Below are 13,804 nucleotides of genomic sequence, written 5' to 3'. Positions count from 1 at the left end.
CCTCATGCTGTAGACGCTCATCGCCTCTGGACCATGGAAGTCGCAATGCCGATCACTAAAAACAAAAACACCCAGCCTGACCCTGATTCCCAACCAAACCCGATGTCCCGCTATCTGTTTCCCGCCACCGCCGCCCTGCTGTTGCTGATAATGGCCGGGCTGGGCTGGTTTCTGCTCGCCAGCAAACCCAGCCCCGCGCCCTACGTGGCGCCCAGCGTTGCCGTCGCTCCGGCGCCCAAGCCCGCGCCTGCAGCGGCACCCTTGCCACCCGCGAGCATGGTCGAGGAGCAGCAATGCCAGGGCTGCCACAGCGAACAGGCCAAGGACTGGCAAGGCTCCCATCACCAGTTGGCAATGCAGGTCGCCGATGCGCAGACAGTGCTGGCCGACTTCAATGACCGCAGCTTCAAGGCCGAGGGCGAGACAACCCGGTTTTTCCGCAAGGGCGATGCGTTCTGGGTCAACACCCCGGGCACCGATGGCAAAAATGCCGACTTCAAAGTGGCCTACACCTTCGGTGTCGCACCCTTGCAGCAGTATTTGATCGAAGTCGGCGAAGGCCGCCTGCAAGCCCTCGGCGTGGCCTGGGATACCGAGAAACACCGCTGGTTTCACCTCTATCCGGGTCAGGGCGTGACCTTCAAGAACCCGCTGCACTGGAGCAAGCCGAGCCAGAACGCCAATTTTATGTGCGTCGAGTGCCATACCACCGGCTTCAAGCGCAACTTCGATGCCGCCAGCAACAGCTTCGCCAGCCAGTGGAACAGCCTGGGGGTCGGCTGTCAGGCCTGCCACGGCCCGGCCTCGAATCACCTGCAATGGAGCGCGAAAAAAACCGACCTGATCCATGCCGGCTTCGACGTCGACCTCAAGGACCGTAACGCCACCACCGAAATCGAGACCTGCGCCCGCTGCCACTCCCGTCGCGCGCCGCTGGGGGATGGCTACACCGTCGGCAAGCGGCTGATGGACGACTACCTGCCCAGCGTGCTGACCCGCGAGCTGTATGCGCTGGACGGCAAGATCAAGGACGAAGTGTTCGAGCACGGCTCGTTCCTGCAGAGCAAAATGTTCGACAAGGGCGTGCGCTGCAGCGATTGCCACAACCCCCACAGCACTGAACTCAAGGCCTCCGGCAACGGCGTGTGCCTGCAGTGTCACAACACCGCGGGCAAGACGGCCGTCGAAGGTGTCGACGGCAAGGGCCTGCTAGCGAAAAACTACGATTCCATCGAGCACACCCGCCACACCATGGGCCAACCGGGTTCGCAGTGCGTCGATTGCCACATGCCCGGCAAGTTCTACATGGGCAACGACTTGCGCCATGACCACAGCTTCAGCATTCCCAACCCCGAACGAGCGAAAAAACTCGGCACCCCGGACGCCTGCCTGACCTGTCACCAGGGCAAGGCCGGCGACAAGGTCACCGAGCAGTTCAAGCTGTGGAACACCCACCCCGCCGCCCAGGCGCCCCGATACGACGAGAGTCTGTGGCAAGTGCGCGGGGGTCAGCCGGGTGCCGCGCAGGTGCTGTATGAACAGTTGCAGCGCAGTAACCTGCCGGCCATCCAGCGTGCCACCTTGCTCGGTGAACTGCCGCAGTACCCCAGCGAGCAGGCGCTCAAGCTGGCCAGCAAGGATCTGGCGCACCCTGAGCCGCTGGTCCGCGAAAGCGCGATCCGTGCGGTCAGCGCCTTCCTCCCGGCACCTGAGCGTGTGGCCCTGTACACGCCGCTGCTCAGTGATCCGGTCAAGGCCGTGCGGATCGCCGCCGCACGTGATCTGCTGAGTGCTGCCAACAACCTGGGCAGCGCGCGGGCCAATTGGCAGGCGGCAATCGACGAGTACGAACAGGTGCAGTTGAGCCTGGCCGAGCGCGCCGAGGCCAATCTCAACCTGGCGATGCTGTATCAGGCCAGTGGTCGCAGCACCGAGGTCGAGCCGCGTTTGCAGGCGGCGCTCAAGCGTGACGGCGATTTCTACCCGGCGCTGGTGACTCTGGTGCAGTGGCTGGAATCCCAGGGGCGTACCGCCGAGGCCCAGGCATTGCTGCTGCAAGGTCTCAAGGAGCATCCGGATGCGGCGCTGCTGCAGCATACCCAGGGCCTGGCGCTGATCCGCGCCGGGAATCGCGAGCAAGCCATGCAGGCCCTGCGAGCTGCGGTGAAGCTTGAGCCGCAGAACGCGCAGTACGGTTATGTGCTGGCCGTGGCCCTGCATGAGCAAGGCAAGCTCGACGAGGCCTGCGCCTTGCTGGAGAAACTGATCGAGCAACAGCCGACCAACCGCAGCGCGCGACTGGCGCTGATCCAGTACTACCTCAACAGCGGCCAGGAACCGAAGGCCCAGGTGTTGTTGCAGGGCTGGAAGAAGCTCAATCCGGGGGATCCGGCGTTGAAGGGGTAAACAACCTGTAGGAGCGAGCCTGTTCGCGATTAGGCCGGCACATTCAACATCTGCAGCGCCTGACACTCTGCAATCGCGAGCAGGCTCGCTCCAGGGTTTTGTGTTCGATCACAAGATCTTTGCGCCCTCCCCCCGCCGCCGAAACAGCGGCCGGGGTTCGATGACCGAGCGTCCGTACTGCACGCTCATCCCGGCCAGGCCCTTGAGCGCATCCTCGGGGCATTTGTCGGCGCGTACGACGAAGGCATCGAAGCCGCATTGGCGCATGTGGCTGAGCTGGTCGCGTAGCACGTCACCGATCGCCCGCAGCTCGCCGGTCCAGCCCAGGCGGGTGCGCAGCAGATAGGCCTGGCTATACGCGCGGCCATCGCGAAAGTCGGGGAACTGCAGGGCAATCAGCGGCAGTTGGGCGAGCCAGGGCATGAGGCTTTCGACCTCGTCATCCGGACCCAGCCACACCCCATGCTCGCTCGAAGCCTCCTGCAGCCACAGTGCCAACGGCAGCAGCAACGGCCCTTCGCTCCGCTGCGTCTCGGCCGTATCAATCATGGTCCAGCGATCCTCCCGGTCCAGCTCCGCCACTCCATGGCGCCAGCGCAGCAGATTATTCATGCCACACCCTCCACGGCTTTCGTGTAAACCCGCTCCTTGAATGGCTCCAGGCCAATGCGCTGCACGGTGTCGACAAACAACTCTTCCGGCTCGCGATAGCGCACGAAGGTGGCGATGATCTGCTCGATCACCTCTGGCACTTCGGCGGCACTGAACGAAGGGCCAATGACTTTGCCCAGCGCGCTGTGCTTGCCCTGGGCGCCGCCGAGGGTGATCTGGTACCACTCGCTGCCATTTTTATCGACGCCGAGGATGCCGATATTGCCGATGTGGTGATGACCGCAGGCATTCATGCAACCGGAGATATTCAGGCTGATATCCCCCAGGTCGTGCAGATAGTCGAGATCGTCGAAACGGGCCTGGATACCCTGGGCAATGGGGATCGATTTGGCATTGGCCAGGGCACAGAAATCGCCACCGGGACAGGCGATGATGTCCGTCAGCAGACCCGCATTGGAACTGCCCAGCCCGGCCTCGCAGGCCAGGCGCCACAAGGCATGGAGCTGGGCCTTGGGCACATCCGGCAAGATGACGTTCTGCTCGTGAGCTATGCGAATTTCGCCGAAACCGAACTGCTCCGACCAGGCCGCCACCGCGTCCATCTGCCGATCGCTGACATCACCCGGCGGCGCAGCACTGCCCGGTTTGGTCGACAGCACCACGCAGGCATAACCGGGCACCTTGTGCGGCTGCACGTTACGCGCCACCCAGCGGGCAAAGGCTGGGTTGTCCGCCAGGCGCGTGCCGTGCTCCAGGCAGGTGTCGGCGAGTGGCGCATAATTCGGCGCAACGAAGGCGCTGGCGACCCGCTGGAACTCCTCTTCGGTCAACTGCGCAGGACCGTCCTTGAGGTGCTGCCATTCCTGCTCCACTTCCCTGGCGAACGCGTCGATCCCCAGGGCCTTGACCAGAATTTTAATCCGCGCCTTGTACTTGTTGTCACGCCGCCCGTGGCGGTTGTACACCCGCAACACTGCCTCGACGTAGGACAGCAGGTGCTGCCAGGGCAGGTCCTGGCGAATCTGCAAACCAAGGATTGGCGTGCGTCCCAGGCCACCGCCGACAATCACCCGCAGCAGCATCTGCCCGCTGGCGTCGGGGTAAAGGTAGAGGCCGATGTCGTGCATCATGATCGCCGCGCGGTCCTGTTCGGCGCTGCAGATGGCGATCTTGAATTTGCGCGGCAGGAACAGGAATTCCGGGTTGATCGTCGACCATTGCCGGAGGATTTCCGCCAGCGGTCGCGGGTCGATCAACTCGTCTGCCGCCACGCCGGCGAAAGCCTCGGTGGTGATGTTGCGCACGCAGTTACCGGAGGTCTGGATCGCATGCATCTCGACCTCGGCCAGGCGCTCGAGGATGTCCGGAACCTCGGCCAGTTCGATCCAGTTGAATTGCAGGTTCTGGCGGGTGGTGAAGTGCCCGTAGCCACGGTCGTAGTCCCGGGCGATCGCCGCCAGGGTGCGCATCTGCCGCGCACTCAAGGTGCCGTAGGGAATCGCCACCCGCAGCATGTAGGCATGCTTTTGCAGGTACAGGCCGTTTTGCAGGCGCAGCGGCAGGAACTCCTCTTCGCTCAGTTCGCCCGCCAGGTAGCGCTGCACTTGATCGCGGAATTGCGCGACCCGTTCAAAGACCAGGGCCCGGTCATAGTCATCGTATTGATACATGTCGCTACCTCATCAGCAGGATCGGGCTCTACGGCGCGTTCAAAAGGACGCTGACTATGGCGCAACGGCTCAGTGCGTTACAGATTCAGCTAAATCCGAAAAAACCATATCAGCCGCCTCCGAGTCGCAGCCAGCAAGCGAAATATCTGATCTGCATTTATGGCGTTTTTCTGAGCCTGTTTTGTTTCCGTCGGGTTTCCTAGAGTGCGGCCCATGCCTGGCCGGGTGGCCTGGCAAGACTTTGCAACCGTGGAAGCAATGACCATGAGCACAGCTACAATCGGGCAGGCCTATAACTACAAGGTCGTCCGCCAATTCGTCATAGCAACAGTGGTATGGGGTGTGATCGGCATGGCCATGGGCGTGTGGATCGCCTCGCAACTGGTGTGGCCGGAAGCCAATCTCGACTTGCCGTGGACCACTTTCGGCCGGCTCCGGCCGCTGCACACCAGCCTGGTGATTTTCGGCTTTGCCGGCAGCGCGCAGTTTGCCGCCAGCTATTACGCAGTGCAGCGCACCTGTCAGGTACGGCTGTACAGCGACAAACTCGCGGCCTTTACCTTCTGGGGCTGGCAATCAGTGATCGTGATCATGCTGGTGACCCTGCCGCTGGGCTACACCACCACCAAGGAATACGCCGAGATCGAGTTCAGCGGGGCGGTGTGGATGACCGTGGTCTGGGTGGCCTACGCCATCGTTTTTTTCACCACCGTGGTGCAGCGCAAGACCAAACACATCTACGTCGGCAACTGGTTCTTCGGCGCCTTCATCGTGGTGATCGCCATGCTGCACGTGGTCAATCACCTGTCGATTCCGGTGGACTGGTTCAAGTCGTACCCGGTGTATTCCGGGGCCACCGATGCCATGGTCCAGTGGTGGTATGGACACAACGCCGTGGGCTTCTTCCTCACCACCGGCTTCCTCGGGATGATGTATTACTTCGTGCCGAAACAGGTCGGGCGGCCGGTCTACTCCTATCGCCTGTCGATCGTGCACTTCTGGGCGCTGATCACCCTGTACATCTGGGCCGGCCCGCACCACCTGCACTACACCGCCCTGCCCGATTGGGCGCAGTCGCTGGGCATGGCGATGTCGCTGATCCTCCTGGCGCCGAGCTGGGGCGGGATGATCAACGGCATGATGACCCTCTCCGGCGCCTGGCATAAGCTGCGCACCGATCCGATCCTGCGCTTCCTGGTGCTGTCGCTGGCGTTTTATGGCATGTCGACCTTCGAGGGGCCGATGATGGCGATCAAGACGGTCAACGCCCTCTCCCACTACACCGACTGGACCATCGGCCACGTGCACGCCGGCGCCCTCGGTTGGGTGGCGATGATCACCTTTGGCGCTACCTACCACATGGTGCCGAAGATCTTCGGCCGCGAGCAGATGCACAGCATCGGCCTGATCAATGCGCACTTCTGGCTGGCGACCATCGGCACTGTGCTCTACATCGCTTCGATGTGGGTCAACGGCATCACCCAGGGCCTGATGTGGCGTGCGATCAATGACGACGGCACCCTCACCTACTCTTTCGTCGAAGCCCTGCAGGCCAGTCATCCGGGGTTCATCGTGCGTTTTGTGGGCGGGGTGTTCTTCCTCAGCGGCATGCTGTTGATGGCCTACAACACCTGGCGCACGGTGCGGGTTGCCGACGTGCGCCTGGCCGAACGTGAAGCGCAGATCGCCTGAGGCAAGGAGCCGAACATGATCGACATGCTGATGCTCGGATTCCTCTGGCTGGCCATCGAGTGCTGCCTGCGCCACCAGACCGGCGAAAGCCTGGACGACGCCAGCCTGATTCCGTTTGCCGATGATCCCGAGGTCGCACGGCGGGTGGAGCAGGCCACTGGCAAGCGCATCGATGCGGTGGCGCCGGAGGTGGCGAAACCGGGTTGGGGGAATGTCGAGGCCTGAGCCTGGCCCTTGCGCATGGCAGGTTGACGGGCGACAGTGTGTGTCGCTCGTCAACCATCCAATCCAGGGAAGAATCGCATGCGCACCATCGGCCTTATCGGCGGCATGAGCTGGGAATCCAGCGCCGAGTATTACCGTTTGATCAACCAGCAGGTACGCGACCGCCTCGGCCCGCTGCGTTCTGCGCAACTGTTGATGCACAGCGTCGATTTCGGCCCGGTGGAACAGGCCCAGCACGCCGGGCGCTGGGACGATGCAGCGCAGATCCTGGTGGATGCCGCCCGTAGCCTGGAGGCCGGCGGCGCCGAGTGCGTGGTGCTCTGTACCAACACCATGCACAAGGTGGCCGGACAGATTCAGGCAGCGATATCCGTGCCGTTCCTGCACATTGCCGAGCCCGCCGGCGAGGCTGCGCTGGCCATCGATGCACGCACCGTTGGCCTGTTGGGCACAGCGTTTACCATGGAGCAGGACTTCCTCAAGGAGCGGCTGACTGCCCAGGGCTTGCAGGTGCTGGTGCCCGAGACTGAAGACCGGCTAGCCGTGCACCGGATCATCTACGACGAACTCTGCGTCGGCGTCATCAGCGATGCTTCGCGTGAGCGTTACCAGCAGGTGATCGAGGCCTTGGCCGCCCGCGGTGCCCAGGCAATCATTCTTGGCTGCACGGAAATCAGCCTGCTGATCAAACCCGAGCACAGCGAGTTGCCGCTGCTCGACACCACCGAGCTGCATGCTCGTGCGGCCGTGGCCTTTGCCCTCGGCGATTGACTCAACCCGCTTCTGAACCATGGCGCAGACGCGCCATGGCCAGGGCGTCGACATGCCGGCCATCGCGCACCGCGTACTGGCGCAACAGACCTTCCGTCTCGAAGCCGAATTTGCGGTACAGGGCAATCGCCGCCTGGTTATCGGCATACACGGTCAATTCGACGCGACTGACATTCATCCAGTTGTCCGCCAGATCCAGCGCAGTCGCCAGTAACCGCGAGCCCAGCCCCTGACCCTGCCACGCCTGAGCTACGCCCATGCCGATGTGGGCGCAGTGGCTGCGGCGGATTCGGCTGAATTGTTCCAGGCCAATGTTGCCGATCACTTGTCCCTGATGCAGCGCCACCAGTTGCACCGCGTGTTCGTTATCCGGGGCCAGGCGCTTGCGCCACACGGCACTGGACTGAAAGGGCATTTGCAGGACCTGACGAGCCACGGCGGGATCGTTATAGAGGGCGGTGACGCCTTCGACGTGGGCTTCGGCGAAACGCTCGATGATGATGCTCGGCTCGTCTGAGGCCATGAACTCTCTTCCTTGATGGTGACCGGGCTTGCGAGTCTAACCCGTTGTGCGTGAGCTGCGCACAGGAGGGTGTCATTCACTCAAGAGCATCGATACCCGACGATCACTGGAGTAATCTGGCGCTTCCCATCGGTACAGGAACTGGCGACCTTGGAACTCCATGTTGTGATCAACGGCCGCAAGGACCTCGCCGGCCAGTTGTACCGGCAATTGCGCGAAGCCATCGAGTCGGGACGGCTGGCTGCCGGTACGCAACTGCCCCCCAGTCGCCTGCTGGCCGAACAATTGGGGGTGTCGCGCAAGACCGTCTCCGACACCTATGCGCAATTGACCTACGACACCTACCTGACCGGCATGATCGGCAAGGGCACTTTCGTCAATGCGCGCCCGCCAGGCAGCGTGCGCAAGCAGCATCACTCACAACTGGCGAGCGCCAACAGCGTCGAACGCTGGCGCACACTGCCGGTGTTCCTGCGCCATCCGAGCCTGCAGGGGTCGTTGCGTTATGACTTCATTGGCGGCGCCACCACCAAGGGTCTGTTTCCCCAGGACGAATGGCGTCGCTGCACCGCTTTTGCCCTGCGCCAGATGGCCGGCTCCAAGGGTTTCTACAGCGAGCCTGCAGGCTTGCCAGCATTGCGTTCGGCGATTGCCGGGCATATCGCCTTTTCCCGAGGCGTGGTCTGCGAGGACACCGACGTGGTGGTCTGCAACGGTGCCCAGCAAGCGCTGGACTTGATCGCCAGGGTCTTGATCGAGCCCGGTTGCCGGGTGGCGATGGAGGACCCCGGTTACCCGCCGGCACGCCTGTTGTTTGCTTCTCATGGCGCCGAGGTGGTCGGGGTGCCGGTGGATGAGCACGGGATCCAGGTCGAGCTGATTCCCGAAGGCACCCGGCTGATCTACGTCACCCCCTCGCACCAGTTCCCGCTCGGCCTGGCCATGGCCCAGGCGCGTCGCGAAGCCCTGTTGGAGCGCGCTTACGCCCTGGGGGCGATCATCATCGAGGACGACTACGACAGCGAATTCCGCTACGAAGGCCGGCCCACCGACTCCCTGCAAAGCATGGACGAGCACGGGGTCGTCGCCTACGTCGCGACCTTCTCGAAAACCCTGCTGCCGGAGCTGCGCCTGGGCTACGCCATTCTGCCGCCGGCGATCCTCGAAGCGGTGCTGCGGGCCAAGCAGTTGACCGACCTGCACACCTCGACCCTGCCGCAGTGGGCGTTGGCCAGGTTCATCAGCCAAGGCTGCCTGCTGCGGCACATTCGTCGCTGTCACACGGTGTATGCCGGACGCCGGGAGCGCATTCTCAGCCGGGTAGCCGCAGACTTGTCGCCCTGGTTCGAAGCGATCCCCAGTTCCGCCGGGTTTCACCTGGTGCTGATGTTCAAGGTCAAAGTCGACGTGCCTCTGGTCATCGATTTGGCGAAGAAAGTCGAAGTCGGGCTGTACGCGCTCGACGATTTTTTCTATCGCCAGACACCGCGCAATGGGCTGCTGATGGGCTTCGGCGCGATCGAGACGTTGGACATCGATATCGCCCTCGACCGCCTGCGTGAGATTCTCCGGCAAGTTGCCTGAGGCCGGCGTGGTCTTGAGCGTCACCTATTGGTCTCCTCGCCTTCCTTGGGATTGGCTGTTTGTTGTCTCAGGCATCGGGCTTACCGTAACGCCTGAGCCTCAACCCTGATCAACACTCTCGAAGGTGCCCCCATGAAACCCCTGACACTGTTCGCCTCCACCCTCACCGCCCTCAGCCTGCTGGTCTCGGCAGGCGTCTTCGCCCATGAGACTGGCGCCCCCACGGAAACCGTCAAGGTGCTGCAGGACCAGATGCTGCTCAATGCACCGGGTAAAAAAGCCCTGATGATCGAAGTCGACTATCAACCCGGCCAGGCCTCGGTCGCCCACAAGCACCAGGGCACAGCCATGGCCTATGTGCTGTCCGGGCAAATCACCTCCCAGGTCAAGGGTGGTGAAGCGATCACCTACAAGACCGGCGAGTTCTGGTATGAACCGGCCGGCTCCGAGCATCTGATCTCGAAAAACGCCAGCAGCACCGCGCCGGCGAAGCTGCTGGTGTTCATGGTCCTGGCGCCGGATGAGCAGATATTGATTCCATTGCAGCAGTGACAACACGCTCGCTCCCACAGGTTTTCAGCGAGCACTTGCACCAATGAGCTATACCCTCTATTCCCCTGATAACCCTTCCTCCCCGGAGGTCGCCCATGAAATCTGGCCACGCCATCGCTACGCTGCTGCTCGTTGCCAGCCTCTTTGGCTGCACCCGCTCCAGCGAACCGGGCACATCGATCACGCTGCAGGCCACCCGGCACAACACCGGGCAGATCGGCAGCACCACCCTCGCCAGTTGGGATCATCAGACCGGTTTCAACTTCTTCATCAGCGGCGTGCCTACCGGCACCGTACTACCCCTGCGTGTCTCCACCTTTATCTACAAGGGCAGTTGCGCGCAGCCGGGAGAGGTGGCGTTTGCCATGAATGACCGGGTCAACACCGAACGCGCGGCCATCGCCGGCTGGACCTTCTCCCGCAGCGCGCCGATTGCCCTGTCCGAATTGCTCGCTGGCGACTACTCGATCGTGGTGCGCTCAGCCGCCACCGATGGCAATCTCGATCTGTTTTGCGGTGACATCAAGTCAACCAAGGCGCAATAACCATGACGGATGACGATCCCGAAGCCGCCCTGCTGCGCAGCTGGCAGCACAACGCCCAGGCCTGGACCGACGCGGTGCGCAGCGGCGCCATCGAGAGTCGGCGCCAGGTGACGGATCAAGCGATCCTGCTGGCGATCATGGCTCGTCAGCCCGAGCGGGTGCTCGACCTCGGTTGTGGCGAAGGCTGGCTATTGCGCGTCCTCACCGAGCGCGGCATCGAAGCCATTGGCGTCGACGGTGACGGTTCATTAGTGGAGGCCGCACGTGCGGCGGGATCGAAGACAGTCTTTCACGCAAGCTATGCCGAACTGGCAGCAGCCAAGGTCGAGATTGGCCACGACTACCCGCTGATCTGCACCAATTTCGCCCTGCTGCACCAGGACATCATTCCCCTGCTCGCGGCGATGCAGGCGCTGCTCGCCCCCGGTGGCACGCTGCTGATCCAGACTCTGCACCCCTGGAGCGTGGCCGCCGGTGAGTATCAGGATGGCTGGCGCAGCGAGGCCTTTACCGGCTTCGAGGGCCACTGGCAGCCCATGCCCTGGTACTACCGCACCCTGTCGAGCTGGCTGCGGGCGCTGGACATGGCCGGTTTGCGCCTGCTCGAGTTGCAGGAACCGCAGCACCCGCAAAGCCCGCAACCGCAGTCACTGTTGCTGGTGGCCGAGCGGAAAAGCCCGGCCTGAACCCTGAGCTACACTCCTGAGCTGCGCCATTCCTGTCTGCCGATCCGGAGGTAACCCCATGACCGATAGCACCGAATTGACCACCTTCACCGGCTGGGCCGCCACCGCCGCCGGCGCGCCATTGGAGCGCTACAGTTACGACCCGGGACCGCTGGGCGAGGAAGAAGTGGAAGTGGCCGTGGAATACTGCGGCGTCTGCCATTCCGACCAGTCGCTGATCGATAACGACTGGGGGATCAGCCATTACCCGTTCATCCCCGGCCATGAAGTGGTCGGCAAGATCGTGCGCACCGGCAGCCGGGTGCATGGCCTGCAGGTCGGGCAACGGGTGGGGATCGGCTGGTACAAGGGCAGTTGCATGCATTGCGCGTCGTGCATCGGCGGCGCGCACAACCTGTGCGGCACCGCCCAGCCGACCATTATTGGCAGCAACGGCGGTTTCGCCGACCGCCTGCGCTCGCACTGGGCCTGGGCCCTGCCGATTCCCGGGGGCATCGACCCGGCCCTTGCCGGACCGTTGTTCTGCGCCGGCTCGACGGTGTTCAACCCGCTGCTGGAATTTGGCGTCAAGCCCACCGACCGGGTCGGCGTGGTCGGCATCGGCGGCCTCGGTCACCTGGCGCTGCGCTTTCTCAATGCCTGGGGTTGTGAAGTCACCGCCTTTACCTCGTCACTGAGCAAGAAGGACGAAGCGCGGCGTCTCGGTGCACACAACGTCGTCGCCTCCACCGACAGTGAGGCGCTCAAGGCGATCGCCGGAACCCTGGACTTCCTGCTGGTCACCGCCAACGCCAACCTCGACTGGTCGGCCATGCTCGCCACGCTGCAAGGCAAGGGGCGCCTGCATTTTGTCGGGATCGTTCCCGACGCGATTCCGGTGCACGTGTTCGACCTGATCCCGCAGCAGAAAAGCCTCTCCGCTTCGCCCGTCGGCTCGCCAACCACCACCGCGCGCATGCTCGAATTCTGCGCCCGGCACCAGATTGTGCCGCAGGTCGAGCACTTCCCCATGAGCCGGGTCAACGAGGCCATCGAGCACCTGCGCAGCGGCAAGGCGCGTTATCGGGTGGTGCTCGACGCCAGCCAGTAACTGCCTGGGCGCCTCTAGGGTTCGAGGCGCCCTTCACCCTCGCGGTCGTGGACGTAGTGGTGGCCCACGGCAAACGCCGGCAACCAGGCCTCGCGGCGCACCATCCAGATTTCGTAGGTAGGGATCAGTTGATCAGGGGCATCGAGGGAGCCGAGGTTGATTTCGATCTCATCGGCGCTGCGGCCAAACACCGACGAACCGCAATGCCGACAGAAATGCCGTCCGCGATACTCGCCTGTTTCGCCGCTGATCGTCACTGCCTCCTCGGCAAATATCGCGCTGGCATTGAACAGCGCGCCGTGAAACTTGCGACAGTCCAGGCAATGGCAAAGCCCCACTCGATAGGGCTGACCCGCCGCCTCGAAACGCACCTGGCCGCACAGGCAACCGCCCTTGAATCGTTGCATGCTGCACCTCCTTGAAGGGCTCGATGACCCACTGAAACTAGCAGCCTGGCAGCGAACTCAACGCGGTGACTGACGACAGGTCGTCACCCGCGATTAGCTCTCATCGGTGGCATAATCGCAGCGGGTTCATATCAGGGGCGTATCAATGAGCGTCGACAGCTACGATCAACTGGCGATTTTTTCCGCCGTCGCTCAGGCGCGCAGCTTCACCCGCGCCGCCGCCAAACTGGGCATGTCGCAGCCCGCCTTGAGCCGGGCGATGCGTCAGCTGGAAGAACGCCTGGGCGTGCGCCTGCTTTCGCGCACCACCCGCAGCGTCAAGCCGACCGAGGCCGGCGAGCATCTGTTGCGGGTGATCGCTCCGCGCTTCGAGGAAATCGACAGCGAACTCGCGTTGCTCAGCCAGTACCGCGACAAGCCCGCCGGCAAGCTGCGCATCACCGCTGGCGAGCACTCGGCGATCACCCTGCTGCAACCAGTGCTCGGAAAGCTGCTGCCGGACAACCCCGATTTGCATATCGAAATCATCGTCGACTACGGCCTCACCGACATCGTCGCCGAGGGCTTCGACGCCGGCGTGCGCCTCGGCGAGCAGGTGGCCAAGGACATGATCGCCATGCGCATCGGCCCGGACATGTGCATGGCGGTGGTCGGCTCGCCGGCCTACTTTGCGCGCCACCCGCAGCCCAGCGAACCCTCCGAGCTGATGCAGCACAATTGCATCACCCTGCGCATGCCGACTTACGGCGGCCTGCTGCCCTGGGAGTTCGAGAAGAACGGCCAGACCCTGAATGTGCGCATCGAAGGGCAGATGGTCTTCAACAACATTTCAATGCGCCTCGAAGCGGTGCTCCAGGGCCTGGGCCTGGCGTGCATGCCCGAAGACCTGGTGCGCGAACATGTCGCCGCCGGCCGCTTGATTCGGGTGCTCGCCGATTGGTGCGAGCCGTTTTCCGGTTATCACCTGTACTACCCGAGCCGGCGCCAGAGTTCGCCGGCCTTCACCTTGCTGCGTGAAGCCCTGCGCTATCCGGGCTGAAG

14 protein-coding genes are annotated in these 13,804 nt (G+C 63.2%); 10 read left to right on the top strand and 4 right to left on the bottom strand.

The genetic code is table 11. From position 1 onward, the window contains the following. Positions 1-45: 45 nt before the first annotated feature. The gene (locus NR126_RS00425) at positions 46-2,406 is read left to right on the top strand and encodes a tetratricopeptide repeat protein (RefSeq protein ID WP_256829419.1); all 2,361 of its coding nucleotides are present in this window, start codon (positions 46-48) and stop codon (positions 2,404-2,406) included. A 108-nt stretch (positions 2,407-2,514) separates the two neighbouring features. Here the strand turns inward: NR126_RS00425 and NR126_RS00420 are convergent, their stop codons facing one another. Both NR126_RS00420 and NR126_RS00415 read right to left on the bottom strand, forming a co-directional pair. Then, positions 2,515-3,018, bottom strand: coding sequence for a DUF934 domain-containing protein (locus tag NR126_RS00420; protein ID WP_256829418.1), 504 nt, complete (start codon positions 3,016-3,018; stop codon positions 2,515-2,517). Beyond that, positions 3,015-4,688 carry a nitrite/sulfite reductase gene (locus NR126_RS00415; protein WP_256829417.1) on the bottom strand — a complete coding sequence of 558 codons (1,674 nt, stop codon included), beginning with the start codon at positions 4,686-4,688 and terminating at the stop codon, positions 3,015-3,017. The genes NR126_RS00420 and NR126_RS00415 overlap by 4 nt, the downstream gene beginning before the upstream one ends. A 264-nt stretch (positions 4,689-4,952) precedes the next feature. On the opposite strand from NR126_RS00415, the gene ccoN reads away from it, so the two are divergent. The 3 genes from ccoN to NR126_RS00400 all read left to right on the top strand — a co-directional run bounded on the left by ccoN (position 4,953) and on the right by NR126_RS00400 (position 7,376). Next, positions 4,953-6,380 carry a cytochrome-c oxidase, cbb3-type subunit I gene (gene ccoN / locus NR126_RS00410; RefSeq protein WP_105754269.1) on the top strand — a complete coding sequence of 476 codons (1,428 nt, stop codon included), beginning with the start codon at positions 4,953-4,955 and terminating at the stop codon, positions 6,378-6,380. Between the two features lie 15 nt (positions 6,381-6,395). Then, positions 6,396-6,605, top strand: a complete 210-nt coding sequence (locus NR126_RS00405; protein ID WP_027618963.1) for a hypothetical protein — start codon at positions 6,396-6,398, stop codon at positions 6,603-6,605. Positions 6,606-6,683: 78 nt separating this feature from the next. Next, positions 6,684-7,376, top strand: a complete 693-nt coding sequence (locus tag NR126_RS00400) for an aspartate/glutamate racemase family protein (protein WP_256829416.1) — start codon at positions 6,684-6,686, stop codon at positions 7,374-7,376. 1 nt (position 7,377) lies between these two features. On the opposite strand, the gene NR126_RS00395 is transcribed toward NR126_RS00400, so the two are convergent. Next, complete coding sequence (locus tag NR126_RS00395) at positions 7,378-7,899, bottom strand: GNAT family N-acetyltransferase (RefSeq protein WP_256829415.1); 522 nt, start codon at positions 7,897-7,899, stop codon at positions 7,378-7,380. Between the two features lie 150 nt (positions 7,900-8,049). Between NR126_RS00395 and NR126_RS00390 the strand changes: the two genes are divergently transcribed. The 5 genes from NR126_RS00390 (at position 8,050) to NR126_RS00370 (ending at position 12,356) form a co-directional block, all read left to right on the top strand. Beyond that, entirely contained in the window at positions 8,050-9,483 is a 1,434-nt protein-coding gene (locus NR126_RS00390) for a PLP-dependent aminotransferase family protein (RefSeq protein ID WP_256829414.1), read from the top strand. Positions 9,484-9,615: 132 nt separating this feature from the next. Further along, positions 9,616-10,035, top strand: coding sequence for a cupin domain-containing protein (locus NR126_RS00385; protein ID WP_105754274.1), 420 nt, complete (start codon positions 9,616-9,618; stop codon positions 10,033-10,035). A gap of 95 nt (positions 10,036-10,130) precedes the next feature. Next, positions 10,131-10,580: a hypothetical protein gene (locus NR126_RS00380; protein ID WP_027618968.1), complete on the top strand. Its 450-nt coding sequence runs from the start codon at positions 10,131-10,133 to the stop codon at positions 10,578-10,580. A 2-nt stretch (positions 10,581-10,582) separates the two neighbouring features. Next, positions 10,583-11,266, top strand: coding sequence for a bifunctional 2-polyprenyl-6-hydroxyphenol methylase/3-demethylubiquinol 3-O-methyltransferase UbiG (locus NR126_RS00375; protein ID WP_256829413.1), 684 nt, complete (start codon positions 10,583-10,585; stop codon positions 11,264-11,266). A gap of 58 nt (positions 11,267-11,324) precedes the next feature. After that, positions 11,325-12,356: an NAD(P)-dependent alcohol dehydrogenase gene (locus NR126_RS00370; protein ID WP_105754276.1), complete on the top strand. Its 1,032-nt coding sequence runs from the start codon at positions 11,325-11,327 to the stop codon at positions 12,354-12,356. Between the two features lie 14 nt (positions 12,357-12,370). Here NR126_RS00370 and NR126_RS00365 read toward each other — a convergent pair whose 3' ends face one another. Continuing rightward, a complete protein-coding gene (locus NR126_RS00365) occupies positions 12,371-12,763 on the bottom strand; it encodes a GFA family protein (RefSeq protein ID WP_256829412.1) in 393 nt (130 codons plus the stop codon). Positions 12,764-12,908: 145 nt separating this feature from the next. Here NR126_RS00365 and NR126_RS00360 point away from each other — a divergent pair, with 145 nt between their 5' ends. Beyond that, positions 12,909-13,802, top strand: a complete 894-nt coding sequence (locus NR126_RS00360) for a LysR family transcriptional regulator (RefSeq protein WP_256829411.1) — start codon at positions 12,909-12,911, stop codon at positions 13,800-13,802. Positions 13,803-13,804 lie beyond the last annotated feature (2 nt).

The sequence above is a fragment of the Pseudomonas sp. Pse1 genome (assembly GCF_024519635.1).
GTDB lineage: Bacteria > Pseudomonadota > Gammaproteobacteria > Pseudomonadales > Pseudomonadaceae > Aquipseudomonas.
This window is presented reverse-complemented; position numbering and strand designations above follow the sequence as displayed.

Coding starts and splice junctions, on each gene's coding strand:
- NR126_RS00425 (WP_256829419.1), top strand. CDS start 46: ATGCCGATCACTAAAAACAAAAACACCCAGCCTGACCCTGATTCCCAA.
- NR126_RS00420 (WP_256829418.1), bottom strand. CDS start 3,018: ATGAATAATCTGCTGCGCTGGCGCCATGGAGTGGCGGAGCTGGACCGG.
- NR126_RS00415 (WP_256829417.1), bottom strand. CDS start 4,688: ATGTATCAATACGATGACTATGACCGGGCCCTGGTCTTTGAACGGGTC.
- ccoN (WP_105754269.1), top strand. CDS start 4,953: ATGAGCACAGCTACAATCGGGCAGGCCTATAACTACAAGGTCGTCCGC.
- NR126_RS00405 (WP_027618963.1), top strand. CDS start 6,396: ATGATCGACATGCTGATGCTCGGATTCCTCTGGCTGGCCATCGAGTGC.
- NR126_RS00400 (WP_256829416.1), top strand. CDS start 6,684: ATGCGCACCATCGGCCTTATCGGCGGCATGAGCTGGGAATCCAGCGCC.
- NR126_RS00395 (WP_256829415.1), bottom strand. CDS start 7,899: ATGGCCTCAGACGAGCCGAGCATCATCATCGAGCGTTTCGCCGAAGCC.
- NR126_RS00385 (WP_105754274.1), top strand. CDS start 9,616: ATGAAACCCCTGACACTGTTCGCCTCCACCCTCACCGCCCTCAGCCTG.
- NR126_RS00380 (WP_027618968.1), top strand. CDS start 10,131: ATGAAATCTGGCCACGCCATCGCTACGCTGCTGCTCGTTGCCAGCCTC.
- NR126_RS00375 (WP_256829413.1), top strand. CDS start 10,583: ATGACGGATGACGATCCCGAAGCCGCCCTGCTGCGCAGCTGGCAGCAC.
- NR126_RS00370 (WP_105754276.1), top strand. CDS start 11,325: ATGACCGATAGCACCGAATTGACCACCTTCACCGGCTGGGCCGCCACC.
- NR126_RS00365 (WP_256829412.1), bottom strand. CDS start 12,763: ATGCAACGATTCAAGGGCGGTTGCCTGTGCGGCCAGGTGCGTTTCGAG.
- NR126_RS00360 (WP_256829411.1), top strand. CDS start 12,909: ATGAGCGTCGACAGCTACGATCAACTGGCGATTTTTTCCGCCGTCGCT.